The following is a 26181-nucleotide window of genomic DNA, read 5'->3' on the forward strand; positions in this document are numbered from 1 at the left end:
GATTTTTATATTTCCTGTAATCTTGCTTTAGCGTAACAATGCCCTCAGCCGCGCCAGCAGATTCTCCGCATTTTCCTCGCCCAGAATGACCTCCCGCGCCAGAATCGGTCGGTCAGTGATGATGTTATCAACGCCAATCATCTTCATTCGCTCCAGTTCACTCTTTTTATTGACCGTCCAGACATGGACCTCCTTACCACAGGCATGGACGCGCTCGACCAGCTTCCGGTTCGCTGAACTGGAGATCAGGCTGATAAAATCAATCGCATCATCCTCGTAATAGCTTCCATATGCTGCCGACAAAATATAGCCCGTATAAATATCTGGATCCGCCGCCTTCACCCGCTTTAAATAAGAAAGACTCGTCGATGTCACGACGCACTGTTCCGCGAAATCATTCTCCCGAATACAGTCCACGACCTTTTCCGGCAGATCGCTGGACGCGCCGGCATATTTGATCTCGATGTTCAGCATCATCCGTCCCCTGACATATTCGATGACGTCTTCCAGCTTCGGAATCCGCGTCCCGCTGTACTGCTCCGAATACCAGCCACCGGCATCTACCTGCTGCAGCTCGTCCCAGGAAAGCGACCGGATCGTCCGCCGCGTCCCGTCGATCCGCTCCAGAGTGCTGTCATGGAACAATACCAGCACACCATCCCGCGTCTCCTGCACATCCAGCTCTGCAAAATCCGCCATCTGATCGACCGCTGCCTCCATCGCAGGCATCGTGTTCTCCGGTGCGCTCGTCGATGCGCCCCGATGCGCTGTGAGCTGCACTTCCCTCAGCTGATCCGCCGCCAGCACATTGCCCCGGTAAAAAGCGTCGTACATTGCTCCGGCGCTCAATGCCGTCAGAAGTGCCAGCGCCGCCATCCGGTTGCGGCGGCTCAACCACGGAAGACCCGCATGTTCGCCAGCTTCAAACTTCCAGCGCTCTTTGTTCTGACGTTTCCGGTCCAGCTGCACATATAACACCGTCAATGCGCCATAATTGACCGACATCAGCACGATGCTCATGAGCGGCATCAGAACCATCTCGATCCGGTCGCGCGCCTCTAAAACCAGAATCAATTCCAGACGCCGGTCCGCAAACCAGACAGCAAACACCGCCACAATCACAACCGCAATCAGATAGAGCACCACCGTCACCGCCGTAACTGCCAGATTGCACAAAACAAGCGTCCCAACTACCTGTACCCGATTACCGCGCAGCAGCTCCCTGCTTCGCAGAAATCCGCCCCGAAACGACCGCTGCTCCAGCATACAGCCAAAACAGATAAAAATCGTCGGAAGTGAAATCACAACCGCGCCAACAATCACGCCAACCAGTAAAAGCCGCCCCCAGTTCTCCGCCAGAAGCGCCGGAAGGATAAATTTGACCGCCTTCACATGGCATAACATCCGGTAAATCAAAAATGAATGAAGCACCAGGCCGTGAACCGCCAGCACCAGAAACAACCGCAGATTCCGCTTTCGGATCTCTGATACCGTCAGACGGATGCCTGCCGCAAACATCGAAAAAGCGCTCATTTTTCGCGAGAGTGCCGCCGCCTGATATGCCGCCAGAAGTCCCGCCGCCTCGATGGAAACTCCCACCAGCAGGATCGCTGCCATCAAAACCAGAATCGCGATCGTAACCGGTCGCAGCAGGTAGGAAACCAGATTGCTGACCGTCACATAACTGTAGCCAGACGCACGCACCGACAGCCGGAACAGCGCCGCCACTGCCTGCAAAAGAAGCGGCAGCGTGAGCAAACGGGAAGCCAGCTCAAACAGCAGAATATTCCCCCCATTTACCTGAACAATCTGCTTTGTCTCACCCATCCGCCTGCGTATCTTCATTTTCTTCGTCTCTTACTCTCCGGCTTCTTTCCGGTTCCCGGACGCAGCTTCCCCGCTCCGTTTCCCGTCTTTCGGCTCCTGCTCGTTCCCCGCGGGCACATCCTCCCGCTCTGCTTTCTTCATTTTCTCCGCCACTTTCGCAGCTTCCTTCTCCTTCGCCTGTTCCTCCGCAATCTTTGTGATCGCCTGATTCAGGGAAAACATCTTATTATCCAGCATATCCGCCATATCCGCGCAGGCTTTCAGTTCCTGCTCCAGATAATCCGGCGCATTTCCTTCAAATTTATAATAAATCTTGTGTTCCAGACTTGCCCAGAAATCCATCGCTATCGTCCGTATCTGGATCTCCACCTTCGTATCCACCGGACCATCGCTTAGATAAATCGGGATCGTCACAACCATATGGTAACTCTTGTAGCCGTTCGGCTTCGGATTCTTGATATAATCCTTCACCACCAGCACCGTCACATCCGACTGACGCGCGATCATCTCCGCGATCCGATAAATATCCGGACTGAACGAGCAGATAATACGGATGCCCGCAATATCGCTCAGATGCTCAATCATGTTCGGGATCGTTACCTCATATCCACCGCGTTTAAGCTTCTTGACAATACTCTCCGGCGTTTTCAGGCGCGATTTGATGTGCTCGATCGGATTGTAATTATATAAATGAATAAACTCGTTATTTAGAATTTCAATTTTCGTGTTAATCGCTTTCAGGGCAGAATTGTACAGAAACATGACTGTCGTCCACTGGTCAAGCTGATTATACGTCTCAGGGATATTCAATTTTCCCTCTCCTTTACTGCTATTTAGTCAAATTTAAAGCCCTTTAACAGCTCGGCAAACCCGGTTGTCGCCTCGCCTGACTCATGATAATTAAATACTTCCTCTTCCGGCGCTTCGTCCGGCTCTACCTCTTTCATGCTAAGGCTTAATTTGCCATTTGCGGTAGACAGGATTTTCACCGTCACTTTCTGTCCCACCTTTACGACTGCACCCGGATTCTCCACGCGCTTTTTGCTCATCTGGGAAACGTGTACCAGTCCGCTTAAGCCATTTTCCAGCAGGACAAACGCGCCGTATGGCTTGATTGTCTCGACCGTTCCTTCCATGATCGCGCCGGTCTCACAGCGTGCAATCCGGCTCTTCTTCTCCGCATCCTGTTTTTCTCTCGCCAACTCTCTGCCGGACAGGACGAGACGTTTCTTCTCCTCATCCGCCTCAATCACCAGCACCGGAATCTTCTTTCCATTCCAGCTGTCCAGATCCTCGACATACGCTGCATCCAGTCTCGACGCCGGTATAAAGCCGCGCACGCCTTCCACCATCGCAACCGCACCGCCGTTTACGACCTCGGAAATAGTAACCTCAAGCGGTGTGCGCTCATCGAGCAGCTGACGGAAATGTTCCCACGTCATCCTGTCATTCGCCTCCTTGCGGGATAAAACGACATTGCCCTCGCCGTCGTCGGTCTGAATTACCGTTGCCGTGAGCAGGTCGCCCGGCTGAATCTCTTCTTTCATATTAAAATCCGGATCATTGCTCAGATTCTCACGGTCAATCACGCCCTGAGCAAAATATTTCAGATCCACCAGCACCTGGTCGTCCGTCACTGCAACAACCGTGCCAGTCACAATATCACCCTCATGCAGACGCTTGAAAGACGCCTCCAGCTCCTCGGCGTAGTCCTCCATTGTCTCTACCAATCCTTTATTCTCATCCATTCTGGTATTTCTCCTTTCCGTTCCTTCTGCACTCTTTTGGGTGCCAAAACTCTATTGTCTATTTAACCATATTCCACCCGATATTTCCAGAGTGAATTTGTGAAAATTATCTTAAAATCGATTCGCTACCGCCCGATTCACAGCCTCTGGTTTGCAAACATCCCACCGGAAACAAAAAACATACCTTGCTGAAACCGCACGAAGTTTCCTATGCCACAAAAGACCGCACATGCCTGCGCCTGTGCGGTCTACGTTTACACACACTTCACATCACAGTTTACACGTTATGTAAACTGCAATGCAAATTCATTCATCCAACACCCGTCTCCGCATCTTTCTCCAATCCATGGTTCTTCTGCCAGAATGTCACACCGCCAACCAACACAAGTCCCAGCAGATCCGTCCATGCGCCCGGATCCATCATGCACAGACCGCCCACGATCAAAACCAGCCGCTCTACAACGGACAGCCATCCAAACAGAAAACCGTTAAGCGCTGCCGCAATCCCGAAGATACCGAGCAGCGAGGTGATGCAGATCTGCACAACCTGCAGTGCATTCGTGTCGATGAATACCATCGCCGGGTTAAATGCCAGAATATACGGCACGATAAAAGCGGCAACCGCCAGCCGCGTCGCATTGAGCGCCGTTTTCATCGGAGGCGCTTTCGCGATCGCGGAACCCGCATAAGCTGCCAATGCCACCGGCGGTGTGATATCCGCCACGATTCCGAAATAGAAAACAAAGAAATGCGCGCAGACCAGATTGATCCCGATCTCCGGTGCAATCAGAATCGGCGCACAGGTCGCCGCCATAATACAGTAATTTGCCGTCGTCGGAACGCCCATGCCAAGCACGATACAGCATAACATCGTCAGGAACAGCGCGATCAGCGGTTTTCCCTGGGAAACTGCCACAATTGCCGTGATCAGCTTCGATGCCAGACCGGTCGATGTGATACATCCAGCCACCAGCCCCGCCATCGCACAGGCAACCGCCACCGTGATCGTGCCGCGTCCGCCTGCCTCCAGCGCATCCACAATCTTTTTCAGCGTGATCCGGTTATTCCGGTTCAGAGCACCGACCGCAATCGCGGCAAAGATCGCTACCGACGCAGAAAACTGCATCGTAAATGTATTTGTCGATACCAGCACCACCAGCACAATCAACGGTGCCAGCAGATAGATCTGTTTCATCAGCACCCGCATCTGCGGCAGTTCCTCCCGCGGAATTCCACGAAGTCCCAGTTTCTGTGCCTCCAGATGCACTGCGATATAAATACCCGCAAAATACAGCACTGCCGGAAGAATCGCTTTCAGCGCCACCGTCGCATACGGCACGCCCATATATTCTGCCATCAGGAATGCTGCCGCGCCCATGATTGGCGGCATGATCTGCCCGCCGGTCGAAGCAGCCGCCTCCACTGCTCCGGCAAATTCCGGGCGGTAACCACATTTTTTCATCATCGGGATCGTGACCGAACCCGTTGTGACAGTATTTCCAACCGAAGATCCCGATACCATCCCGCAGAGCGCCGAGGAGATAACCGCCACCTTCGCCGGACCGCCCGCCGAGGAACCGCAGAGACAGTTCGCCAGGTCGATAAAAAAATTCGAGATCCCCGTCCGTTCCAGAAACGCCCCGAAAATGATAAAGACCACAATATATTTTGCACAGACATTGATCGGCGTATTCATAACTCCGCTCGTCGTGTAAAATAAATCATAAATAACCTTTCCAAAACGCACCGTCGCAAATGTATATACAAGCAGTGCACCGACCACACAGAGAATCGGGATTCCCACACAACGCCTGCAAAGTTCCATCAGCGAGAGCACCGCCAGAATCGCCATCAGCACCATAACCGGATTCTTCGTGACCCGCGTCGCCAGCTTAATGATCGCATGCGCGTTCGCCGCAAAATAGAAAAATGGAACCGCCCCCACTGCCATCAGAACCCAGTCGTACCACGGCATATGGTTGATGCGTCCGTCTCCCTTCTGAATCGGATAATGCAGATACCCGAGAATCAGAATCATTCCCAGAAACATCGACAACCGGATTTCCGGCAAGGCGGTACTGAAAAGCGTCACATAAATGCTGTAAACGGAAAATAATACCGACAGCCACCGGATGATCGATGCTGGTTTCCCCTGCCAGACGCGCGTGTTGGACTCGCGGTCATATTTTTTCATGACTAACTCAACATCCGCAGCTGTCCCTGTGTCCGAATCGCCCTTTTTCAGGCTTTCACGTTCCAGGTATTTTAGATCTGGTGCCCTGTTTTTCTTTTCCTTCCATTCACCCATTCGTATAACCCCCTTTCACACTTCATTTCTGGGTTTCCCCCTTATTTCACCGGCACCTCCATCCCTTTCTCTGCGAAATAATCCGCTGCTCCCGGATGATACGGAACCGCTGTGACCGAAGTGGCAAATTCAAGGTTCAGCTCCGCTCCCTTCGCATGCGCCGCCTTGATGGAATCCATATTTTCAAAGACGCCATAGCAGAAGTTATAGATATCCTCTGCCGGAACGTCATCGCGCGCCACTACTACCGCACCGACAGCCACCGTCCTGATATCCTCATCCGTTCCATACGCGGACGCTGGGATCGTGTTTTTGCTGTAATATGGCGATTCTTTAATCAGCTGATCCATATGCTCATCGTCCAGGCTGACGAGATACACATCCTTCGTCGCTGCCAGGGAGGTGATTGCGGTCGTCGGTGCACCCGCTACGACAAATGCCGCATCAATCTTGCCATCCTGCAGCGCCTCTGCGCTGTCCCCAAAGGATTGATACGTCGGATTTATATCTTTTTCGATATCCAATCCATATGCTCCCAGCACATCCACCGCATTATAATAGACGCCTGACCCCGCCGCGCCGACCGAAACATTTTTGCCTTCCAGATCGGCTACCGACTGAATCGACGGATCCAGCGTAACAATCTGCACCTGCTCCATATAGAGCGCCGCCACGGTCGAGAAATCAGCAACTTTTCCATATTCTTCAAAGAGATTCGTACCATTGTAGGCATATGCCATGACATCCGACTGCACAAATCCCAAATCCGCATCATGTGCATCCAGCGCCTCGATATTTGCCTGCGAACCGCCCGATGTGATCGCCGTCACCGAAGTGCTGGTCGATTCCCCTATCTTTCCTGCAAGCACGCCGCCAAATCCATAATATGTACCCTGATCGCCTCCCGTCGTGAAAATGAGGCTGGTTCCGCCATCCTTTCCGCCCTTTTTCGTGTCTGTCACCTGCGCAGCGCCAGCCCCACTCTGACTTTCTTCCTGTCCGCCTGCTGTGTTACCGGCAGTATTCCTCCCGGCTTCATTTTTACCTCCCGCAGATGTCTCTGCCGATACTCCTGTCGTTCCGGTACTGCCGCATCCCGTCAGCGCCAGCCCTGCCGCCATCGCCATGGAAATTGCTACTGCCATGTGTCCCTGCATTCTCGTTTTTTTCGTCTTTTTTGTTCTTCTCATTCTCTCATTCTCCTCCCTGCTTGAACATTTACGTCTTAGATAGACTGTCAAAAATTACCATTACTATTTTATGTGTGGGAGGGAAGAATTATTCCTTGGCACGTTAGTGCCTTTTTGCGTAATAGGGAATTCCAAGGAATTTCCTATTACGCAAAAAAGACCGCTGAGCCGGACTTCCTGTCGCCAGGTTGTCCGAATCAGCAGTCTCTTTATGTAACTGCGTTATGCAATTATATTACTTATACATTCACTCCATATGGTATGGGGAACTACTGACTACCAGCAGATACCCTGAGCCATCATAGCGTCAGCAACTTTCTGGAAACCAACGATGTTAGCACCAGCTACCAGGTTGTAGCCTAAGCCGTATTTCTCAGCTGCTGCTGCGGAACCATCATGGATACCAGTCATGATCTGATGAAGTTTGGAATCAACTTCCTCTGCTGTCCAGCTGTATCTCTCGCTGTTCTGGCTCATCTCAAGACCAGATACAAGAACGCCACCTGCGTTTACAGCCTTGGACGGAGCTACTACCATGTTCTTCTGATCCATTAAGAATCTCAGAGCTTCGTTGGTAGTTGGCATGTTAGCTACCTCGATGTAGTACTTGATGCCGTTAGCAGCGATCTTCTTAGCCTCTTCCATACGAACATCGTTCTGAGTAGCAGCCGGCATAATGATGTCAGCCTTAACGCCGAACGGTTTCTCACCTGGGAAGAACTGTACGCCGAACTTGTCTGCGTAATCCTGAACTTTGTTACGTCCAGAAGCTCTCATCTCCAGCATGTAGTTGATCTTCTCTTCAGTTACAACACCATCTGGATCGTAGATGTATCCATCCGGACCAGACAGGGTAACAGCCTTAGCACCCAGCTCAGCCAGTTTCTTGCAGATACCCCAAGCAACGTTACCGAAACCAGATACAACAACGCTCTTGCCTTTGATGTCATCGTTCTCATGTTTCATAACAGCTTCTACATAGTAAACAGCGCCGTAACCAGTTGCTTCCGGACGAACCAGAGAACCACCGAAGGACATTCCCTTACCTGTGATAGTACCGTTCTCGAATGCACCGCGAAGTTTTCTGTACTGGCCATACAGATAACCAATCTCACGTCCGCCTACACCAAGGTCACCAGCCGGGATATCTACGTCCGGTCCGATGTGACGATATAACTCAGTCATGAAGGACTGGCAGAATCTCATGATCTCGTTGTCGCTTCTGCCGTTCGGATCGAAGTCAGAACCACCTTTAGCGCCGCCCATCGGCAGAGTTGTTAAGCTGTTTTTGAATGTCTGCTCGAAGCCTAAGAACTTCATGATAGACAGGTTTACAGAAGGAGCGAAACGTAAGCCTCCTTTGTACGGTCCAATAGCGCCGTTGAACTGTACACGATAGCCACGGTTTACATGAACAGCACCGTTGTCATCAACCCACGGAACACGGAACTCGATTGTTCTCTCCGGCTCAACCATTCTCTCAAGAAGAGCTACCTTCTCGTACTCCGGATGTGCATCTACAACCGGACCCAGAGTAGATAATACTTCCTCTGCAGTCTGAAGGAATTCCGGCTCATGTGCGTTTTTCTCTTTGAGTTCTGCAAGAACTCTGTCAACATACTTGCTCATTAGATAATACCTCCTGATATGTATATAAGTTTGAATAGCTCACTCAACTATGGTTACCACTAATACTCGATGATATATTCATCTATCTTGTACAATTTTCCCTCTGGTTCCAAATCGTTTTTGTGAACTTTTCTGTTTCTGTAATGTATTATATATCATCTCTTCGGCAAAATCAAATAAAAATAGTCTTATAGATGTTATTATCATTTGCTTATGGAGTTATATTGTTCTTGATTATAACTCGGGGATGGACAACGAATGTGTCCTGGCACATTCGGGCGTCTCGCGCGGCCGCTTGCGACAACCTGCATCTTCGCGCGAGTACGTATCATTGGCACATTAGTTCCTTTTTGTGTGATAGAAAATTCCAAGAAATTTCCTATTACGCAAAAAAAGAGGCCTGCCCAAAAGCAGACCTCTTGAAATTCGCATCTATTAGCCCAGGAAGCTGATGAATCCTGTCAGGATAGTTGCGTTTACAAAGTCGATGAATAAGGAACCTACCAGCGGAACAACCATGAATGCAGTCGGAGCCGGACCATATACGCCGGTGATTGCCTGCATGTTTGCCATAGCGTTCGGGGTAGCACCCATACCGAATCCACAGAAACCACTGGTCATAACAGCAGCATCGTAGGATTTGCCAAGTACGTTGAATACAACGAAGTTTGCATAGAAGAACATAAGTACTGTCTGTGCAAGAAGCATAACTACCATCGGTACAGCCAGCTCAGCTAACTGCCACAGCTTCATATCGATCATAGCCAGACCCAGGAATACGGAAAGGGAAGCACCGCCCAGTGTGCTGATCTCTTCCATCGGGATCTCTTTGTTCTGAACATCCATGATGTTACGGATGATAGCACCAACTAACATTGCGCCGATGTAGAACGGGAATGTCATAAACTTGCCAAGGAACATGGATACGATAGTACCAGCACCGATAGCAACGATTAAGTACAGAAGACCGTCAAGGATTCTAGCGGAATCGATTGCACCAGTCTCATCTGTCTCTACAGTCTCAGTCTTAGTAGCTGCCTCAGTAGCTGCGGACAGTTTGTACTTACGGATCTTAGCAGTTGCGATAGGACCACCGATTACGCAGCCTGCAACCAGACCATAAGTAGCGGAAGCGATAGCTACAACGCTCGCATTTGCTACGCCTAATTCCTCAAGTAACGGTCCGAAGGAACCAGCAGTACCGTGACCACCTACCATCGGGATGGAACCGGTTGCCAGACCCAGACGAGGATCCAGACCAAATACGCTTGCCAGACCAGCACCCAGAACGTTCTGAAGAATTACCATAACAGCTGACAGAGCCAGGAATACAACTGTCTGAACGCCGCCCTTCTTCAGCATACGGAAGGATGCTGTGAAACCTACGCTACAGAAGAAAGCTACCATGAATACGTTTTTAAGTGTCATGTCGCAGGAAATTTCCAGAATGCCCATGCCTCTTACGATGGTATGAACGATTGCATAAAGGAAACCACCAACTACAGGTGCCGGAATACAATACCGACGAAGAATAGAAATTTTAGCTACCAGAACACGTCCCAGTAACAGTACAAGTGCCGCAACTGCGGTTGCCTGATACATATCAAGCTCGATTGTCTTCATACAACTACCTCCAACCTATTTTTTTTCTTGCTCGCAAGTGTATAATACTGTAGCCCCGACAAAAAACTACAAAATCCATCATAAAAACATAAAATTTTTATAACATTTTTTTAACTTATGATAAACAGATTGGAAAGTTTTGTAAATCTACCCGTTATACCTCACGATCTACCGCCAGCATCAGGCTGTCGATGAACTTTTTGATGCTGACTTTGCCGCCGTAACGGCGTTTACCGCGGATGTGATCCATCTCTGCCCGGATTTCCTCGAATGGGAACAGGGTGCTGGAGTATGCAGTAAAGGTTTCATTCATGAAATCCTCAATACCCAAATGTGCCAGGTTCGACATGCCGACCGCGATCGCACGGCGGACACGCTGCTCCATGTTCTTCGGCGCATCGCTCAAAAGCTCGCAGAGCTGACCGATGCTGACCTGGGAGATCGGGCGTCCGTTGTTGTGCAGATACTCGCAGATCCGAAGGATATCGTCGCCGCCCTTCTCGCCGGACATGCCGAGACGGTTTAAAATGTAAAGCACCTTTCTGCCGTAACCGTCATCTTTTTTCTTCTCCTTCGGCATATCCGCGATCTCTGCCATGAACATTTTCTTAATATTCGTCAGTGTTTTCTCATTCTTGATCTGCTCATCCACATTACGGATGACCGATTTTACCTCAATGATATTGATTGGCTTGCTGATGAAGAACTCAATGCCCGCATCGTATGCCTTGCCGATCAATTCTTTCGCCGCCACCTGGGAAATCATGATGCATTTTGCCTTGCAGCCTCTTTCCCGCAGCTCACGCATGACCTGAACACCGTCCTTTTCCGGCATCAGAAAATCAATCAGAACCATATCCGGGTTCTTTGCCAGGATATCATCCACATCCGCCGGCTGTCCCTCTGAAGTTCCGCAGACGATTCCCAGATCATTATCTTCAATAATATCCTGCAGGACGCTGATCACTGACATATCATCTTCAACAATATAAATCTCCATTTACTCTATTTCCTCCAATTTCGCTATCGGTATCTCAATATGGAATTTCGTTCCTCTTCCCTCTTCCGAATCCACTGAAATACTACCTTCAAACTGCTCCTCTACCGCGTTTTTCACACCGCAGAGCCCGACGCCTCTATATATATTGCCGGTTTTTTCATCAAACTTCGTTGAATATCCCATATTGAAAATCCGTGGGAGATGTTTTTCTGAAATTCCCGGTCCGTCGTCCGCTACTTCAAACACATAATTGCCATCTTTTTTGTACTCCCGAATCCAGATCATCCCACTTTTTTTCGTCGATTCGATCGCTTCCACCGCATTTCCTACCAAATTTTTGAGAATCGTCATAAGCTGGTAGTGTTCCTGCGTCATAAAATTGTCCCGGCAGTCAAACATCAGACGGATATCCAGCTTTTTCTCCGCCATGGTCCGGTAGGTGGATGATTCCAGAATCCGAAGAAGATCCTGCAGGCTCATCGTTTCCTCGTTCGACTCTTCCTCGATCGCCTCCTCAATGCCCTGAATGATGCGGATGTAATCTTTCTTGATCTCATGGACATCCCGCGCTATCTCAAGTCCCATCTGCTGCATTTCCCGTGGAAGATCCTTTTCCAGAATCTGCTCATAGAGCTTGTATGCATTGCTCATGACGCGCTCGATCTCCTCGGTGTTCTTATGCATCAGGTAAATCTCAGTCTTGAGTCCCGTTGTCATAAGAAATAACCGCTGATAACGGCTCTCATGATCCGCTTTCGTAAGAAGAAGCCGGTACTGCTGTTCTCCGATCAGTGCCAGTGCCACAAAAAGTGTGCGGACTGCGGCAATCATAAAAAGCTTTTGAATTATATCCGGTCCCGGCATCGCATTGTTTTTAAGAAGCGCCGCCAGGAAGTTTTCGAATATATTCGAGCATAAGTCACAGAAAAATGCCGCCGCAATCACATTTTCCAGATTCGCGATATGTTTATTCCGGATCTGCAGCTTGAACATCATGCCGTACACGATATAAAAGAATGCTCCGGGCATCGCAAGCTGTACCAGCATCTCGGATGGCATTCCCTGCAGATAATATATCACAATTCGGAATAAAAAAACAATGATCGACGTCACCGTACAGATCGTCATCGTGTGAATCTGGCTTCCGACTGTCATAATCAGCACCGGAAGCAGGATAACCGACGCTGACACACGGAAATTGTTGACAAATACGTTCCAATAAAGCTGCGAAGTTATCGCTATGATAAAGCCTATCGCTAATGTTCGTCTCCAGGATTTCATTTCTGCCTTTCTCCCTCTTTAAATAGTACAATTTCACATAGCTTTTAGCCTGAGTAAAACAGTTTTTGCATATTTATATAGTATACTTAGTTTCATGAAATCTGTAAAGAATTTTATAGCAGATGTGAAACTCTCGTTACTGTTCACACACGTGTGCCCAGCAACGGGATTTTGCCGATGCTACGCATTCCAAATCGGCAAAATCTGCTGCCGGAACTGTATCGTACGGAATTTTCAGTTCAAAAAATTCCTACCTGTGAACAGTTACAAACTCTCCCAGTGACGCTGCCCTGCTTATAACGCCTCTTTACCTATATAATAGCGTCTCCCGGATTCTCTCCGCAAACGCATTCATCCGTTCCTCAATCCCCGGCAGCTGCATCGCTGCCCCGGCATTGTTTGCCGTCTCCATCATCGCAAAGTGCCCCGGCAGATAGAAGGTTTTGTTCATATTTAACGCCGCGATAAGCTGTTCCGCCACGATATCGCTTCCGGAATAGCCCGACACAACCACCGCAAACAGCGCTTTGTCATAAAACCGCGTCGTCCGGAACAGCGAAGTCAGGCGGTTGATGAACGCAGTCAGGTTTGCCGACAGCGCATCGTTGTAGTTTGGACAGAGCATCACGATGGCATCCGCCTCGCGGACTGCCGGATAGACGTCCTCGACCATCACTCCACCGTAGAAGCAGCTTCCCTGCTCGCCAAAATGCAGGCACATCTTGTACGGGCATCCGGCGCAGTCGGAAAGCGTACCGTTTCGAAGCCCTATCTCCCGGATCTCCATCTCCGGGAGCTGTTCTTTCACCCGGTCCCAGATCGCGTAGGTGTTGGAGGTCTTGTGGCTTGACGCGTGCAATACCAATACTTTCGGACATTTTTTCCTGACGCAATCCGTTCCCAGTACTTCTTTGACCAGCCCCGCCGCGCTCTCGCGGTATGCCCCCATCAGATCGGTTCCAAGATTATTGGAAACGATCGTGTAATTGGAAAGTGTCCGCGTGCCCTCGACGAGCGGGCGTCCCACGAACGCGCAGCCCGCACAGTTAGCGGCAAATACCAGATCCTTCGCCGCCGATTTGGAATAGAGGTCATTTTCACTGTCCACCAAAAGTCCGCCGACAAAACCGTTCAGAAAATCCGGATGTTCCCGCAGGAAACGAATCAGACGGTAAAGCTCCAGGTTGATGCCAGATGTGCCAAGGGGCACGGCAAACAGGATACGTCCCTGGACTGGATTTTTTCGATTCTGTGTCTTCTCCAGGCGCCTCCATCGGTTTACATAATCTTCAAAAGCACTGATTTCCGCCGCTGTCTCGTAGGCGTAGCCGTCCAGCGCATAGGATAATACCTCAGAAAGGCGCGCATCCGCGCCTTTTTCCTCCTCGCGCAGATGAACGAGGAGGAGAGGCATTTCTTCTATATAAATATCTCCTTCTGAATTTGAATGAATCATTTATTTTCGCTTCCTTCCTGCGATAAGACTCATCAATCACACAATCTTTTTCAGATTTTCCTCCGCCGTCACAATCCGCTCATACAGCGCATCCGGCAGTGGCAGGATTTCTGTTTCCAGACCGTATTCAGTATAACGGTTTTTCACGCCCATGAAGATGCCGCCCATGAATACGGAACCGCAGTGCCATTCGCCGCGCATCATCAGAATCAGGGAGATCGCGCCGGAGGAATATGCCGGTGCGATAAAGGGCTTGAAACCGATCGCACGCATATGCAGGTTTGCCGTTACCGTCAGCTGGGTCAGTTCTTTTGAAAGCTCGTCGTTGTAATTCTCAATGGAATCTGCGATGACGAGATCCTGTCCATGCGGTCCGAAGGAACGCCCCTCAATCAAAAACTGTGAAAACCGCCCGTCGCGCTTCGCATAATAAGCCGCGCGCGCATTCATAACGCCGAGTCCGAAGCCCTGTACCTGTTCCGGGCGGAGTCCCTTTAAATCAAGGATGCCGTTTTCGTCCTTGTTGCTCTCCAGCCATGCCGTCTTTGCCAGCGGGTCAACCGGATCGGAGACAACGGCAAATAAGCCCTTGAAATGCTCGGCTCTCGCCTGTCTTGCATACTGCGCAACGATCTTGGAGTTATTTTCAAACTGGTACATCCGCACATCCTTGACGCCAGAACCAACCGGCGGGATTCCCTTAGAAGCGACAAATACAAATACATCGCACTTGAAGAGGTCTTCCGGTTTTACCACATCGACCTCCGGCAGCGCGTCATACGACCATGGGTAGGCAATCTGGTTTTCCTCAAATTCCCAGCGTGCGGTCACTTTATCGGAAATATCACAGATGCCGATCGAACTGATGCAGTCGCCGCCCAGAAGATGAAGCCCGGTCAACAGCGTACTTCCGACATCGCCGATCGCCAGAACATGGACTCTTTTCTTCGTTTTCTGCGGTTTTTCTGCCAAAATAGCCTCAAAATCCGGATGCTGGCGGTTGACTGCGCGCATCACGCCCTGAGCGATCGCGGCTTTGACTGCCTCGTCAAGCTCACAATTCTTGTTTGCCGCCTGCACCTCCAGCTTCCGGCTGCTCAGCCAGGAAACATTCTCTGCCTCCTGGAATAAAAGCAGCGGCGAGTTTACCTTAAAAGAATCTCTTCCGGTTCCCGGCTCGCGCTCGAATAAGAATGTGAGCGGCGTGCCCGGGTGCGGCATTTCTGCCTTTTCGTATGATAAATTTCCATTGAAGGAACAACAGATTTTATCTCCAATTTTATAATAGTACATATTGTATACCCCCTGCTCTTTTTGATATCTTATATGATATTATTTTGCGTTATTTGACATAATTTCTCACTTCCGCGTCCGATACAGCATCTCCAAATCATTTTCCAGATACACCGACGCTGCCAGATTCGGATCGTAGCTGACACACTCGCCTTTATCCGGGCAGAGCGGCAGGATGACCGCTTCAGACAAGCGGCTTAAGGTCAGGTTTCTCGCAAACAGCGCCCGGTACTCGGATTCGAGCACCAGAAGAATGTTGCGCGCGTTGCGGATGCAGCACGCGGAGAACTCAAACGCGGCTTCCGGCGTACTTCCCTGTACCGGCGGTGCGGCATACGGCAGGATCATATTGATCGACGGCGTCAGTCCCGCCACCTTCACGGTATCGCGGCGCACCGTATCGCCTCCGATGAACGGGTACAGTGTGGACTCAACAAACCAGTTCCGCAGATTCGGAATATAATAAATACTGTCTACCGGCACGCCCTTCGTCGCCATCGTGTCGCGTCCGTAGCCTGAAATCATACCTAACACCAATTTTTTGATTTCCACGCCCTCTTCGCGCAGCATCGGTTCCAATGCCTCGAAACGTCCGCCGTGATGCAGCAGATCATCCACCAGAATCACCGGGCGGTCAAAGGACTTGATAGCCTTGATCTGGCTTCGCAGCGGCGAATAGTACGGGAATGCTTCGATCGACTTCTCTTTCAGCTCCGGATCGTACACTTTATCTGTATGCAGCGTCTTCGTCACCGTATTCGGAATAACTTTTCCACGCAGGATCTTGCCGAACGGCACGCACATCGCCCCGCCGAGGCGTCTCGGCGTCACTGGGTCACGCGGCACACCATTTAACGCCGTGATCCGTTCCACCAGACGATGGTAAATCACGCTCGCAGACATCGAAAGAACCAGCTGTCCCGGATAGAAGCGCGTCATCGCCATCTGCAATTCCCGATGCGCCTTGTAGATCGCATCCAGAACGCGCGGATTGCTGGAAAATGGTTCTTTTAACGTTGTTTCCAGATTCTGCACTAATACAAGCGGCGCATGCATATCGACCAGATAGAGCGGCGCGTCTTCCGGGGATTCCGGCGCCTTCACAAAGCCCTGGCGGACCACCGCCGACAGCACGCGCTCCGGGCAGTAACCGTCTGCCGGGAAGAAAAGTGCATAGCCGCATTTATACTCAAAGGACCGTGCGATCGCCTCGGTTAAAAGCAGCTGTTCCGCGTCGTAGATCATCGGATCGCGCTCGACATAGATACCCGAAATCAGAAGAATCTCACCGTAGGTATGGCGGCGCACCTGATCTGCCAGACTGACCTGTCCCAGGACGGCAAACAGCTCATCCGGCGCCAGATAGCGAAGCCGTGCCACGCCGACCAGCCGGTTTTCCTGCACGGTATTCCTAAGAAGCAGCAGCCGGTCGCCCGACTCCTTCATCGAATTTAACAGGTCCTCCCGATCTTCTTCGTCCCGCAGAACGAAATTCGAAATTTCCGCCAGAAGCATTTCATCCGGCATCTCCACCTCCTCATAGGAGATCGCACGCGCGCGGATATATGGTTTATATTCCGGCTCCCGCAGATACAGACCATTGTAATAGATATATTCCTGCACAGACGGGTCAATCAGATTCGAAATATCGCGGTTCAGATCGATATTTTCACGGATTCTCGTCGAACTGATGTCCTCCAGATGCTCCGGAAGCTCCAGCTCCACAACCTTGCCGCTGATCTGATCCATCATCTGACGGTTGTATTTATTGTCCGCCTTGACATCACCCACGCGGCGGAACGCGATGTGGTTCATCGAATGAATCGAATTTTTGACCGGTTTCTTCTTATAAGAAGAGGCATTGGCAATGACATCGCTGCCGACCACGATATACAGCTCTTTTCCGGAAAACACCTCTCTCAGGCGTTTCAGATCCGCCGGATTGGCGATATTGACCGGAATCTCATCCGGGAACAGGTTCACATGGAACTCATCCGCCACCGACATGCTCACGATCTGACGGCGGATCAGATGCGGCTGCGCCTTTTTCGACCAGGAAAATTCATCGACCGCCAGAAATACCTCATAGCCGAGGTCGCGGATCTCGCGGACAATCTCTTTGTGCGACAGCGTAAACGGATCAAATGTGCCCGGGAAGAATGCCACCTGGTTCCGCTCTTTGATCTCTAAATTGCCCTCGGTCATATGGTACTGCGTGATGAACCGGTAAATATTAGAAAGGGACGCCGCACGATAAAATGCCGTCAGCTCATTTCCCTTATTTTCATTGAATAAGAACAGCATCTTGCGGAAGGACAGGGCGAACAGCTCTTTTTTCTCCCGGCACTCCATCCAGGATGAGCCGAAGACGGTCTGCCCCAGCACCAGCATCGCCTCCTGGCGCACCGACTCGCGATAATTCGCCAGACCGCTGAGCAGGATGCCAAGCAGACGTCCGCGCCGTTCCTCGCATACCTCTTTTTCCTCCGCAAAGCGCTCTGGGTAGCACGAATACCGTTCCAGCAGCACGCCGACCGTATCAAGCGCAACCGAGACTATCTGGTCGTTTGCATTTGCCATCATGCCATGCAGGTAGGAAACGATCTCCTCCAGCTGTTCCGGCGGCAGCCACAGCGCCGCCTGCCCCAGATACTGCGGAATATATTTGGAAAATTCGTACTCACCGACTTCCAGCCCCTTCATCAACTCGACCACGATCTCATTTCTCTGATCCGGTGTCAGAAGCCCGATGATGCGAAGCAGGGCGGTTCCGGCATCATGGCGCACGATCACGTGCTCGCTGACTTTTACAAGGTTTGAGAGATGCGCTGCGATATGCAGCATATGTTCCTGTTTGCCATGTGCGATCTGATCGACGAGCAGCTTGATATTGGCCGACTTGATGACCCACGGCGTCGCTGTTTTGAGGTTATCCAGGAAAATATCAGAGACAACATCGCGGTCATACAAAAGTTCCTGTTCTCTCGCCGTGTCCTCTCCGAGGTTACTTAACACGCGGTATTTGAGGAAGGTCATCGTGATATTGTCCTCAACCTGCGCCGCCCTCACGCACACGCCGATCTCAGCACAGCACGGATGATCCGGCTGGTACGCCGTCAGAAGCTTGAAGGCGCGCCACGATGCGATCCGCACATCCGGTTCCCCGCTCTGCGACTCAATCAGGGCAAATTTTGCGATTTTCCCCAGTTCCTCTTCGCTCAGTTTATCAAACGGCATGAAATGCACCGTATCCAGCAGGGAAAATGCCTCGCCCGGATCCAGCTCCTTTGCCCGGTCATACCAAACCAGAAATGCCTCCAGAAATTCCCGCAGATCCCCCGGCGTCGCATGATCAACCACCGATGCCAGCACATTTTTCAGGTGATAACGGATGCGCCGTTTCTGCTGCAGCATCAGCTTATGATCCGGTCGGATGATCATTTCCAGATATTGCTTCCAGATCTCCATCACGCGCTCCTCGGCAATATCCGGCATGCCCGCCGGGCGCTCCTTGCGGTAACCGGCGTTGAACTGCGCGATCACGTGTCCGATCAGCCTCGCCGCCTGCGCGCGGATGTCGCCCTCACGGTGCATCAGAAGCTCATATAAAAAGCCCAGCGTCTGCTCTTTCTGTTTGTCGTTTGTGTATGTAAAATATTCACGGAAAATGTTTAAGTACGCGCGGACACTCTTCCAATCCTTCTCGCTTCGCGCCGCCTCGAGGAGATTGCCAAACTGGCGTTCCGCCCCCATCTGATGCATGACGCGGATATTATGCTCGATACCCATGAAAACGAGGGACTGCACCGTCTGCTCTGCATTCCGAAGGGAAATATCCGGCAGCACCTCCGGCTTTTTCGGGTGTCCATTCAAATCCACATCCACACCGAGAGACCGCATATAATCCTCAAAATCATGCAGTTTGGAATAAACAAAGCGGTAACGGTTTAATTTGACCTCGTCCACGTTGTCGAGTTTCGAGAGGATGACGTTGAACGCCTCATCCAGATTAGAAATGTAGGTAATCTCGCGCCCGTCATCGCCGCGGCTCTGTTTTACACGGAAATCGGCATAGATCAGCACCAGGGATTCAACCGACAGGTTTTCCGGTTCCAGATCCCAGGTCGAATGGTTCGCCGCGATATGGCCGATGTATTCCATTGAATGGTTGTTGAACCACTGGTTTGTATAATAGTAATGAAGATACGGAACCCGCTCATTTGGCTTACAACCGAATTTGCCGAGATCATGACCTGCAGCCGCGCCCGAGGTCAGCGTCAGATCGATCGGAACACCCGCCTCGTAAAGCCCGCGTGCCACCGTCATCGCGACATAATGCACGCCCGCGATGTGCTCCAGCGTCCGAAACGGCGTCACCTCCGCATTGAGGCGCATCATCTCATAGATATATTCCTGTGCGAAAAACTTCTTGAAACGGCTGTATTCTGCCGCGCACTCAAAGCTTGAAGCTTCCTCATCATCCAAAAATGCAAAGTCCTCCATCGGTTTGTACGGAAGCACCGCCCGCTCGCGGTCAAACACGAACTGAAGCACTGCCAGATAGAACTCCGCACCGGCGGAAAAAGCGGCATTTTCCTTCGTAAACTCCGCATCCGGGTAGAGAATATGGCACACATACTGGTAGGTAAACTTCATCCAGCCCTCTTCCGGCTCATGCCCTAAAAGGCTTAACGGTTCCTCACAGATCTCGTAGACCGCCCGGCAGGAAATCCGTTTTTTAATCGGGAAAATATGGGCAAACTGCTCCTCCCAGTGTTCCTTGTTCATGAGCATCATGACATTTTTCCGGCTCAGTCCCGACCGGTCTAAAAAGTCTTTTTCACAAAGGCGCTCGGTCAGTTCCGCAGCCGCCTGACGTACCTCTTTTTTACTCATCCACATTCCTCGCATTCTCTGGATCTCTCAGATGGTTCTTTGCTATGCAAAAACCATCTGAGTCATTGCAAATATTCTTTTCATATCAAATTTTATAATACTTGAATTATACCACCAGGTGGGGAAGTGCGCTATATAAAATAACGGATAATTCATCGCCATACGGCGCAATAAAACCACAAAAGACGCCTGCAAAAATGCAGATAGCTCATCTACCTTCCATTTCTGCAAACGTCTTTATTTTTACAAGTCAATCATTTTATGGCTGCTCTTTTTGAACCTCCGGAATCTCAACCCCCAGCTGTTTCGCCATCGCATCCGCGATCACCTGATGATCGTCCCAGTGTTCCATGCCGGATACCATCACATAGGCAAACGGACGGCTTCCATCTCTCATGAAAACCGGAATGCAGCCGCCGCACACGAAGAAGTTCTCCTCGCGCACTTTCCAGGATGCTTCCAGTTCTCCGGCTCTCGATGCCGTCAGTGCCCGCAGCGAGCTCATCCCCGTGAGCCGCGATGCTGCCAGCTTATTGGTCATCCACCAGTCTGCTTCCAGCGTCGCGCCCTCCATCTTGTAGGCAAAGACGGTCGTCTCGTCCTCCACGATGCGGACAGCGACCGAACCGTGATATTTTTCCCCCGTGATCTCTGCAATCAAAAGCCCCAGCTCAAGCGCCTGTTTCCGGGTAAATGTGTCGTAGCGAAGTACGGATTCCTGCTGTTTCAGAATCTCATTCCACTGTTCTTCGGTGTAGAAATTCTTCATGTGTTCCCCTCCTGTGTCGGTTTGTTTTCCCCTTGTGAATCAGGTTATGATCCCCAAGTTTCATTGTATCATATTTTTTTCATGAATACAGCTGTAAACACATTGGAATTTCATTTTGACTCGGCTTCATAAGGTATTTAGATAGATACCCGGTGTTTTTCCTTCGTATGTATCTTTCTCACTAAATGTCTCATCCAGCACCCAGCGGACCTTGACTTCCTTCCAGTTTTTATCGGTTTTCGTCCCGTCCGCACCCTCCAGCATTTTTTCCAGACCTTCAATGTCGGTCGATTTTTCGGTCCGCATCCAGCTTCCGCCCTCTCTCCCGCTGGGTGAGCCACAGCTCTGCTCGATCTTCGGCAATCTTCTGGAAAATGCCCTCGACGCCTGTCGGGAATGTACAGACAGCGCGCCGTTTATCCGCATCTGCGCCCAGGAGGATGCCGGTCACATCGTGATCGCCGTTGACAACACCTGCTGCCATCCGCCGATCGAGGAAAATGGGCGGTTCCGCTCGACCAAACATGACGGCTTCGGCACGGGAACCGCCTCCATCCGTTCGATCGCCGAGCGGTACCAGGGTCTGGTGGATTTCCGGTATGAGGACGGGATCTTTTATGCATCGGTGATGTTGAAATTTGACTCTAAAATTTCTCACGGAAATCTTTGAAAAAAGATTGACTTTCATCGCGTCAGGACGCATAATATAAATAATAATCATTATCAATATTATTTAGAAGGATTGGAGTGTCGCTTATGAAAACCTTAAAATACAGCCGTCAGCGCGAATCGATCAAAGCCTGCCTGATGAGCCGGAAGGATCATCCGACCGCCGACGCCCTTTACACCAGCATCCGGGAACAGTTTCCGAATATCAGCCTTGGAACCGTTTACCGCAATTTAAACCTGTTAGTTGAGCTGGGCGAGATCCGGAAGCTGTCCTGCGGCGACGGCACGGATCATTTCGATTATGATACATCCCCACATTACCACTATGTCTGCCGCCAGTGCGGACGGGTCATGGATATTCCGATGGAAGCAACCAAGGAGCTGGAGACAGCCGCCAAAGAATTTGTGCCGGGAACGATCGACGACCATACCGTGTTTTTCTATGGAATATGCGATGAGTGTCTGAAAGGGGAAAAGCACTAATATAGAAGCGGCTCATTTTGTATCGGAACAGCCTGTACCAAATGAGCCGCCTCCCGATTTCTGCCATGTGCTGACTGGATATGAACGTATCACCAGTGAAAAGGTTCTGAGAATATCCAGGTTATCGATAAAAATGAAAAAAATAAGAATTATTTCTATTTTTTCATTGACAAACACAAGAATCTATGATATCTTAATATCAGTAATCATTACTGATTTCGTTTGAGCCAAATAAACGATTTCGTTTTAAAAGCTCCTATGAAACAGAATGGTTGCAAGCAACTTTACTATCTATTTATTGTTTCTATAAAACACGAAATTAAAAATTTATTTTAGAAAAGGAGAATTGACTATGAAGAAATTTGTCTGTACAGTATGTGGTTACGTATACGAGGGTGAGGCTGCTCCGGAGAAATGTCCAGTATGCGGCGCTCCGGCTTCCAAGTTCAAAGAGCAGTCCGGCGAGATGACCTGGGCGGCTGAGCACGTAGTTGGTGTGGCACAGGGTGTCAGCGAGGATATTCTCGAAGATTTAAGAGCTAACTATGAAGGCGAGTGCAGAGAAGTTGGTATGTACCTGGCGATGGCACGTGTAGCTCACAGAGAGGGCTATCCGGAGATCGGTCTGTACTGGGAGAAGGCAGCTCACGAAGAGGCTGAGCACGCTGCTAAGTTTGCAGAGCTTCTCGGCGAGGTTGTAACTGATTCCACCAAGAAGAACCTGGAGATGCGTGTAGAGGCTGAGCACGGCGCAACCGAAGGCAAATTTGACCTTGCAAAACGTGCGAAAGCTGCTAACCTGGATGCAATCCATGACACCGTTCATGAGATGGCTCGTGACGAGGCTAGACATGGCAAGGCATTTGAGGGTCTGTTAAAGAGATACTTCAACTAATCTGAGTGAATGAATGGACAGCGCATTACGGCGCTGGTGAATAAAAAAGAACGGATGAGGGCGTATGAAAATGGAAAATTCCTTTTTCATACGCCCTGTTTATTTTATGCAGATTTGTTTTATGTCTCTGTTCAAAAAGACGCCAAAATCTTATCTACCGTCTCCTTCTCCATCTCCCCAATCGGAATCATCTCCGCCGGTACGTCCTCATATGGCAGCAGCGCTTTCTCATACCAGGTAACATCGTGCCATTTTCCGCTCTTATAACCGGTATTTTTGCACACGCCCATCGTCCGGAATCCGCATCCGTTATGCATCGCATCGCTCTTCACATTCGGACTTGTTACCAGACTGTAGACTGTGTGGACGCCCTGTGCCTTTAAAAGCTCTAAAAGCACCAGAAGCATCCGTTTGCCGATGCCCTTCGACGTCACCCGACTGTCCAGATATTCAGAAAGTTCCGCATTCCAACGGTACGCCGCGCGCTCAAGCTGCTTATGCCCATATGCATAGCCAATGATTCTGCCCGTTTCATCCTCGCAGACAATCCACGGATATTCTGCCGTGATCGCCCGGATGCGCCCCTCAAATTCCTCCAGGGACGGCAGCTCCGTCTCAAACGTGATCGGCGTGTCCATATATTGTGCATAAATTTCCAATATCGCAGGTGCATCGGCGATAGCAGCCAGACGCAGGCGGCAGGATGTATGGTCCATAAACTGGTTCCTCCCTATCATTTTCGGTCATTTTTCCTTTACAGGCAACTATATATGAATCTTCCCGTTTCGTCAACTATTCGCAACCGGATTCATGCCTGCCCGTGAACTCCCTCAATCCACCAGCTCATTCTGATGCCTCGACAAATGCTCATACGGCAGAATCAGCCGCCCCCGGTACAGCCCGCAGCCGTCATTGACAAGGTCGTTGTTGATTGCCGTAAACATATTGACATCCACTTCAGCTAAATTGAGCGATACCAGGCGCTGACAGCGTTCATATGCTTCATCAAAATAAATACATGCACCTTCCGGTATCTCATCCCGCCTGGCCCGCTCGCCCTCCTGGCGCTTTTCATAGCTTAAATGATTGGCCACGCCGATCTCCGCGATATCGTCCATGTGCTTCGTGCGAAGCTGTACCTCCACATAGCTTCTGGAACAATTATCGTAAAACGTAATATGCAGAGACTGGTAATCATCCGAACTATTTCCGCAGACATAATCACGGTAGTACGGCCTTACCTCCTCATCCATCAACGGGGAGGTACTCTCCTTCACCCCGTAGGCCGGTTCCGCCGTAAACCCGCGTTCCTCCAGAAATCCCGGAAGTTCATTCGCAATCTGGTAGAGGTACCGGATATCTGCCTCCTGCTGCGATTCCCCCGGTTTCAGGTAACACTTCGGCAGTGAAATCACGATCCGGTACGCAATCAGATCGCGGAAACAGCTCAATCTCTGCTTCAAATCGGAGATCGACGGAAATGCCTTATGTTCTGTATAACAGTCATAAATATATTCGACGATATATCCATTAAATTTCGCCTCCGAGCGGATCAACGACTTGATTCTTCCCTTAAAGTTAAATGCCAGAAGCGGATATTCCTTTGCCATATGGATATAAAATTCCCGGATCTTCTGTGACTGGGCAGTCAGGAAATCGTTGTGTTCCAAAAGTTCCCGGATCTGAATCAGGAAATTTGCATGTATCAGATCTATCTCATTGTTTGTCTGTTTAGCCTCCGCTTTCAAATCCCGGCTGTAATTCTTTAAAATCTTAAACATCGTATCGCCGGAATACAGATAATCGTTTAAGGTCACCATGATCCTCACCTCCCTGCTGCAGCAAAAAGGGGACGGTGCATAGGATAACAATGCCCCAGATGCACCAGCCCCCTCATTTATAAAATAGAGCTATTTATTTTCCGTAAACCTTCTTGATCCGCTCCATTGCCTCTTTTGTATTCGCAGTCGTACCAAATGCAGTCAGACGGAAGAATCCTTCTCCATTCTTACCAAATCCGCTGCCCGGTGTGCCGACCACATTTGCCTTGGCAAGTAGATCGTCGAAAAACTCCCAAGATTTCATGCCGTTCGGGCACTGCATCCAGATATACGGTGAATTTTCGCCGCCGATGTGCCAGATGCCAAGCTCTTTTAAGGTCTCGGTCATGATCTTCGCATTGGTGCGGTATACGTCCAGGTGCTCGCGGCACTGTGCCATGCCCTCCGGTGAAAGAGCTGCCTCTGCGGCGCGCTGTACCGGGTAGGAAACGCCGTTAAACTTGGTTGTCTGGCGGCGCAGCCACATCTTGCGGATGGAAGAACCACCGCGCTCTAATTCAGACGGAACCACGGTATAGCCACAGCGGGTTCCGGTAAAGCTTGCCAGCTTCGAAAGGGAGCAGAACTCGATCGCGCAGGTCTTGGCGCCCTCAATCTCAAAAATACTTCTCGGAAGCGCCGGATCTGCTACGAAGGACTCATACGCCGCATCAAATAAAAGAATCGCATCCTGCTCGTTCGCATAGTCAACCCACTCTTTTAACTGCTCACGGTTGTACACACCGCCAGTCGGGTTGTTCGGGGAGCAGAGATAAATAATATCCGCTTTCTGTCCCTTCGGAGGCATCGGAAGAAAGCCATTTTCCACATTGGCATCCATAAATACGATCTTTCTGCCTGCCATCACGTTCGTATCCATGTAAACCGGGTATACCGGATCCGGGATCAGGACCGTGTTGTCCGCATCAAAGAGATCGAGGATATTTCCGACATCACTCTTCGCGCCATCGCTGATGAATATATCCTCCGCCGCCACCTCAACCTGAAAGGACGCATAATACTTCTGAACTGCTACGCGCAGAAAATCATATCCCTGCTCCGGACCATATCCATGGAACGTAGCCGCCTTGCCCTGCTCCATAGCTGCTTTTGCAAATGCGTCAGCTGCTTTCTGGCAGATCGGAAGGGTTACGTCACCGATACCCATTTTGATTACTTTTGCCTCTGGATGGGCTTTGGTGTACTCATCTACTTTTTTAGCGATGGTGGAAAACAGATAGCTTTCTTCCAGATTTTTATAGTTTTCGTTGATCTTCATACTTTATTTTCTCCA

General features: G+C 50.3%; 20 protein-coding genes. 3 read left to right on the top strand and 17 right to left on the bottom strand.

The window, feature by feature from the left end:
- Positions 1–27 precede the first annotated feature (27 nt).
- From DWZ76_RS00110 to DWZ76_RS00175, 14 genes are all read right to left on the bottom strand, one after another.
- On the bottom strand, positions 28–1845 hold the full coding sequence (locus DWZ76_RS00110; RefSeq protein ID WP_118471366.1) for a glycerophosphodiester phosphodiesterase family protein: 1818 nt from the start codon (positions 1843–1845) through the stop codon (positions 28–30).
- 12 nt (positions 1846–1857) lie between these two features.
- Complete coding sequence (locus tag DWZ76_RS00115) at positions 1858–2589, bottom strand: GTP pyrophosphokinase family protein (protein ID WP_333549075.1); 732 nt, start codon at positions 2587–2589, stop codon at positions 1858–1860.
- Between the two features lie 71 nt (positions 2590–2660).
- Complete coding sequence (locus DWZ76_RS00120; RefSeq protein WP_118471370.1) at positions 2661–3575, bottom strand: S1 RNA-binding domain-containing protein; 915 nt, start codon at positions 3573–3575, stop codon at positions 2661–2663.
- A gap of 310 nt (positions 3576–3885) precedes the next feature.
- Positions 3886–5883, bottom strand: coding sequence for a TRAP transporter permease (locus tag DWZ76_RS00125; protein ID WP_182426688.1), 1998 nt, complete (start codon positions 5881–5883; stop codon positions 3886–3888).
- A gap of 41 nt (positions 5884–5924) precedes the next feature.
- Complete coding sequence (locus DWZ76_RS00130; protein WP_233430208.1) at positions 5925–7073, bottom strand: TAXI family TRAP transporter solute-binding subunit; 1149 nt, start codon at positions 7071–7073, stop codon at positions 5925–5927.
- A 276-nt stretch (positions 7074–7349) separates the two neighbouring features.
- Positions 7350–8702 (bottom strand): NADP-specific glutamate dehydrogenase, encoded by a 1353-nt coding sequence (gene gdhA / locus DWZ76_RS00135; RefSeq protein ID WP_118471372.1) that lies wholly within the window; start codon positions 8700–8702, stop codon positions 7350–7352.
- A gap of 435 nt (positions 8703–9137) precedes the next feature.
- The gene (gene gltS, locus DWZ76_RS00140; protein ID WP_117796259.1) at positions 9138–10325 is read right to left on the bottom strand and encodes a sodium/glutamate symporter; all 1188 of its coding nucleotides are present in this window, start codon (positions 10323–10325) and stop codon (positions 9138–9140) included.
- A gap of 154 nt (positions 10326–10479) precedes the next feature.
- The gene (locus DWZ76_RS00145) at positions 10480–11325 is read right to left on the bottom strand and encodes a DNA-binding domain-containing protein (RefSeq protein ID WP_022359963.1); all 846 of its coding nucleotides are present in this window, start codon (positions 11323–11325) and stop codon (positions 10480–10482) included.
- Positions 11326–12606: an ATP-binding protein gene (locus DWZ76_RS00150; RefSeq protein ID WP_107000642.1), complete on the bottom strand. Its 1281-nt coding sequence runs from the start codon at positions 12604–12606 to the stop codon at positions 11326–11328.
- Positions 12607–12913: 307 nt separating this feature from the next.
- Positions 12914–14062, bottom strand: a complete 1149-nt coding sequence (locus DWZ76_RS00155) for an NAD(P)H-dependent oxidoreductase (RefSeq protein ID WP_243017740.1) — start codon at positions 14060–14062, stop codon at positions 12914–12916.
- 36 nt (positions 14063–14098) lie between these two features.
- Positions 14099–15355, bottom strand: a complete 1257-nt coding sequence (locus tag DWZ76_RS00160) for a lactate dehydrogenase (protein WP_118471374.1) — start codon at positions 15353–15355, stop codon at positions 14099–14101.
- A 66-nt stretch (positions 15356–15421) separates the two neighbouring features.
- Entirely contained in the window at positions 15422–20251 is a 4830-nt protein-coding gene (locus DWZ76_RS00165; RefSeq protein ID WP_118471761.1) for a cytidyltransferase-related domain protein, read from the bottom strand.
- Positions 20252–20510: 259 nt separating this feature from the next.
- Positions 20511–21020 (bottom strand): heme-binding protein, encoded by a 510-nt coding sequence (locus tag DWZ76_RS00170; protein ID WP_107000644.1) that lies wholly within the window; start codon positions 21018–21020, stop codon positions 20511–20513.
- Positions 21021–21146: 126 nt separating this feature from the next.
- Positions 21147–21326: a hypothetical protein gene (locus DWZ76_RS00175; protein WP_118471376.1), complete on the bottom strand. Its 180-nt coding sequence runs from the start codon at positions 21324–21326 to the stop codon at positions 21147–21149.
- On the opposite strand from DWZ76_RS00175, the gene DWZ76_RS00180 reads away from it, so the two are divergent.
- The 3 genes from DWZ76_RS00180 (at position 21301) to DWZ76_RS00190 (ending at position 23067) form a co-directional block, all read left to right on the top strand.
- Complete coding sequence (locus DWZ76_RS00180; protein ID WP_118471378.1) at positions 21301–21690, top strand: ATP-binding protein; 390 nt, start codon at positions 21301–21303, stop codon at positions 21688–21690. The two genes, DWZ76_RS00175 and DWZ76_RS00180, sit on opposite strands and share 26 nt — an antisense overlap.
- An 86-nt stretch (positions 21691–21776) precedes the next feature.
- Positions 21777–22172 (top strand): transcriptional repressor, encoded by a 396-nt coding sequence (locus DWZ76_RS00185; protein ID WP_118293836.1) that lies wholly within the window; start codon positions 21777–21779, stop codon positions 22170–22172.
- A 352-nt stretch (positions 22173–22524) separates the two neighbouring features.
- Positions 22525–23067: an NADH peroxidase gene (locus DWZ76_RS00190; protein ID WP_022359001.1), complete on the top strand. Its 543-nt coding sequence runs from the start codon at positions 22525–22527 to the stop codon at positions 23065–23067.
- 131 nt (positions 23068–23198) lie between these two features.
- Here DWZ76_RS00190 and DWZ76_RS00195 read toward each other — a convergent pair whose 3' ends face one another.
- The 3 genes from DWZ76_RS00195 to DWZ76_RS00205 all read right to left on the bottom strand — a co-directional run bounded on the left by DWZ76_RS00195 (position 23199) and on the right by DWZ76_RS00205 (position 26166).
- Entirely contained in the window at positions 23199–23783 is a 585-nt protein-coding gene (locus tag DWZ76_RS00195; protein ID WP_107000651.1) for a GNAT family N-acetyltransferase, read from the bottom strand.
- A gap of 114 nt (positions 23784–23897) precedes the next feature.
- Entirely contained in the window at positions 23898–24887 is a 990-nt protein-coding gene (locus tag DWZ76_RS00200; protein ID WP_118471380.1) for a guanosine polyphosphate pyrophosphohydrolase, read from the bottom strand.
- A 94-nt stretch (positions 24888–24981) separates the two neighbouring features.
- Complete coding sequence (locus DWZ76_RS00205; RefSeq protein WP_107000653.1) at positions 24982–26166, bottom strand: LL-diaminopimelate aminotransferase; 1185 nt, start codon at positions 26164–26166, stop codon at positions 24982–24984.
- Between the last annotated feature and the right edge of the window lie 15 nt (positions 26167–26181).

Origin of the sequence: Clostridium sp. AF35-15 (assembly GCF_003477745.1) — a bacterium.
GTDB classification, from domain to species: domain Bacteria; phylum Bacillota; class Clostridia; order Lachnospirales; family Lachnospiraceae; genus Otoolea; species Otoolea fessa.

Excerpts from the sequence above, each read along its gene's own strand:
- DWZ76_RS00160 (WP_118471374.1), bottom strand. The coding sequence starts at position 15,355 with ATGTACTATTATAAAATTGGAGATAAAATCTGTTGTTCCTTCAATGGA.
- DWZ76_RS00110 (WP_118471366.1), bottom strand. The coding sequence starts at position 1,845 with ATGAAGATACGCAGGCGGATGGGTGAGACAAAGCAGATTGTTCAGGTA.
- DWZ76_RS00130 (WP_233430208.1), bottom strand. The coding sequence starts at position 7,073 with ATGAGAAGAACAAAAAAGACGAAAAAAACGAGAATGCAGGGACACATG.
- DWZ76_RS00125 (WP_182426688.1), bottom strand. The coding sequence starts at position 5,883 with ATGGGTGAATGGAAGGAAAAGAAAAACAGGGCACCAGATCTAAAATAC.
- DWZ76_RS00200 (WP_118471380.1), bottom strand. The coding sequence starts at position 24,887 with ATGGTGACCTTAAACGATTATCTGTATTCCGGCGATACGATGTTTAAG.
- DWZ76_RS00150 (WP_107000642.1), bottom strand. The coding sequence starts at position 12,606 with ATGAAATCCTGGAGACGAACATTAGCGATAGGCTTTATCATAGCGATA.
- DWZ76_RS00180 (WP_118471378.1), top strand. The coding sequence starts at position 21,301 with ATGTCGGTCGATTTTTCGGTCCGCATCCAGCTTCCGCCCTCTCTCCCG.
- gltS (WP_117796259.1), bottom strand. The coding sequence starts at position 10,325 with ATGAAGACAATCGAGCTTGATATGTATCAGGCAACCGCAGTTGCGGCA.
- DWZ76_RS00165 (WP_118471761.1), bottom strand. The coding sequence starts at position 20,251 with ATGAGTAAAAAAGAGGTACGTCAGGCGGCTGCGGAACTGACCGAGCGC.
- gdhA (WP_118471372.1), bottom strand. The coding sequence starts at position 8,702 with ATGAGCAAGTATGTTGACAGAGTTCTTGCAGAACTCAAAGAGAAAAAC.
- DWZ76_RS00170 (WP_107000644.1), bottom strand. The coding sequence starts at position 21,020 with ATGAAGAATTTCTACACCGAAGAACAGTGGAATGAGATTCTGAAACAG.
- DWZ76_RS00190 (WP_022359001.1), top strand. The coding sequence starts at position 22,525 with ATGAAGAAATTTGTCTGTACAGTATGTGGTTACGTATACGAGGGTGAG.
- DWZ76_RS00195 (WP_107000651.1), bottom strand. The coding sequence starts at position 23,783 with ATGGACCATACATCCTGCCGCCTGCGTCTGGCTGCTATCGCCGATGCA.
- DWZ76_RS00115 (WP_333549075.1), bottom strand. The coding sequence starts at position 2,589 with ATGTTTCTGTACAATTCTGCCCTGAAAGCGATTAACACGAAAATTGAA.
- DWZ76_RS00120 (WP_118471370.1), bottom strand. The coding sequence starts at position 3,575 with ATGGATGAGAATAAAGGATTGGTAGAGACAATGGAGGACTACGCCGAG.
- DWZ76_RS00145 (WP_022359963.1), bottom strand. The coding sequence starts at position 11,325 with ATGGAGATTTATATTGTTGAAGATGATATGTCAGTGATCAGCGTCCTG.
- DWZ76_RS00155 (WP_243017740.1), bottom strand. The coding sequence starts at position 14,062 with ATGATTCATTCAAATTCAGAAGGAGATATTTATATAGAAGAAATGCCT.
- DWZ76_RS00185 (WP_118293836.1), top strand. The coding sequence starts at position 21,777 with ATGAAAACCTTAAAATACAGCCGTCAGCGCGAATCGATCAAAGCCTGC.
- DWZ76_RS00205 (WP_107000653.1), bottom strand. The coding sequence starts at position 26,166 with ATGAAGATCAACGAAAACTATAAAAATCTGGAAGAAAGCTATCTGTTT.
- DWZ76_RS00175 (WP_118471376.1), bottom strand. The coding sequence starts at position 21,326 with ATGCGGACCGAAAAATCGACCGACATTGAAGGTCTGGAAAAAATGCTG.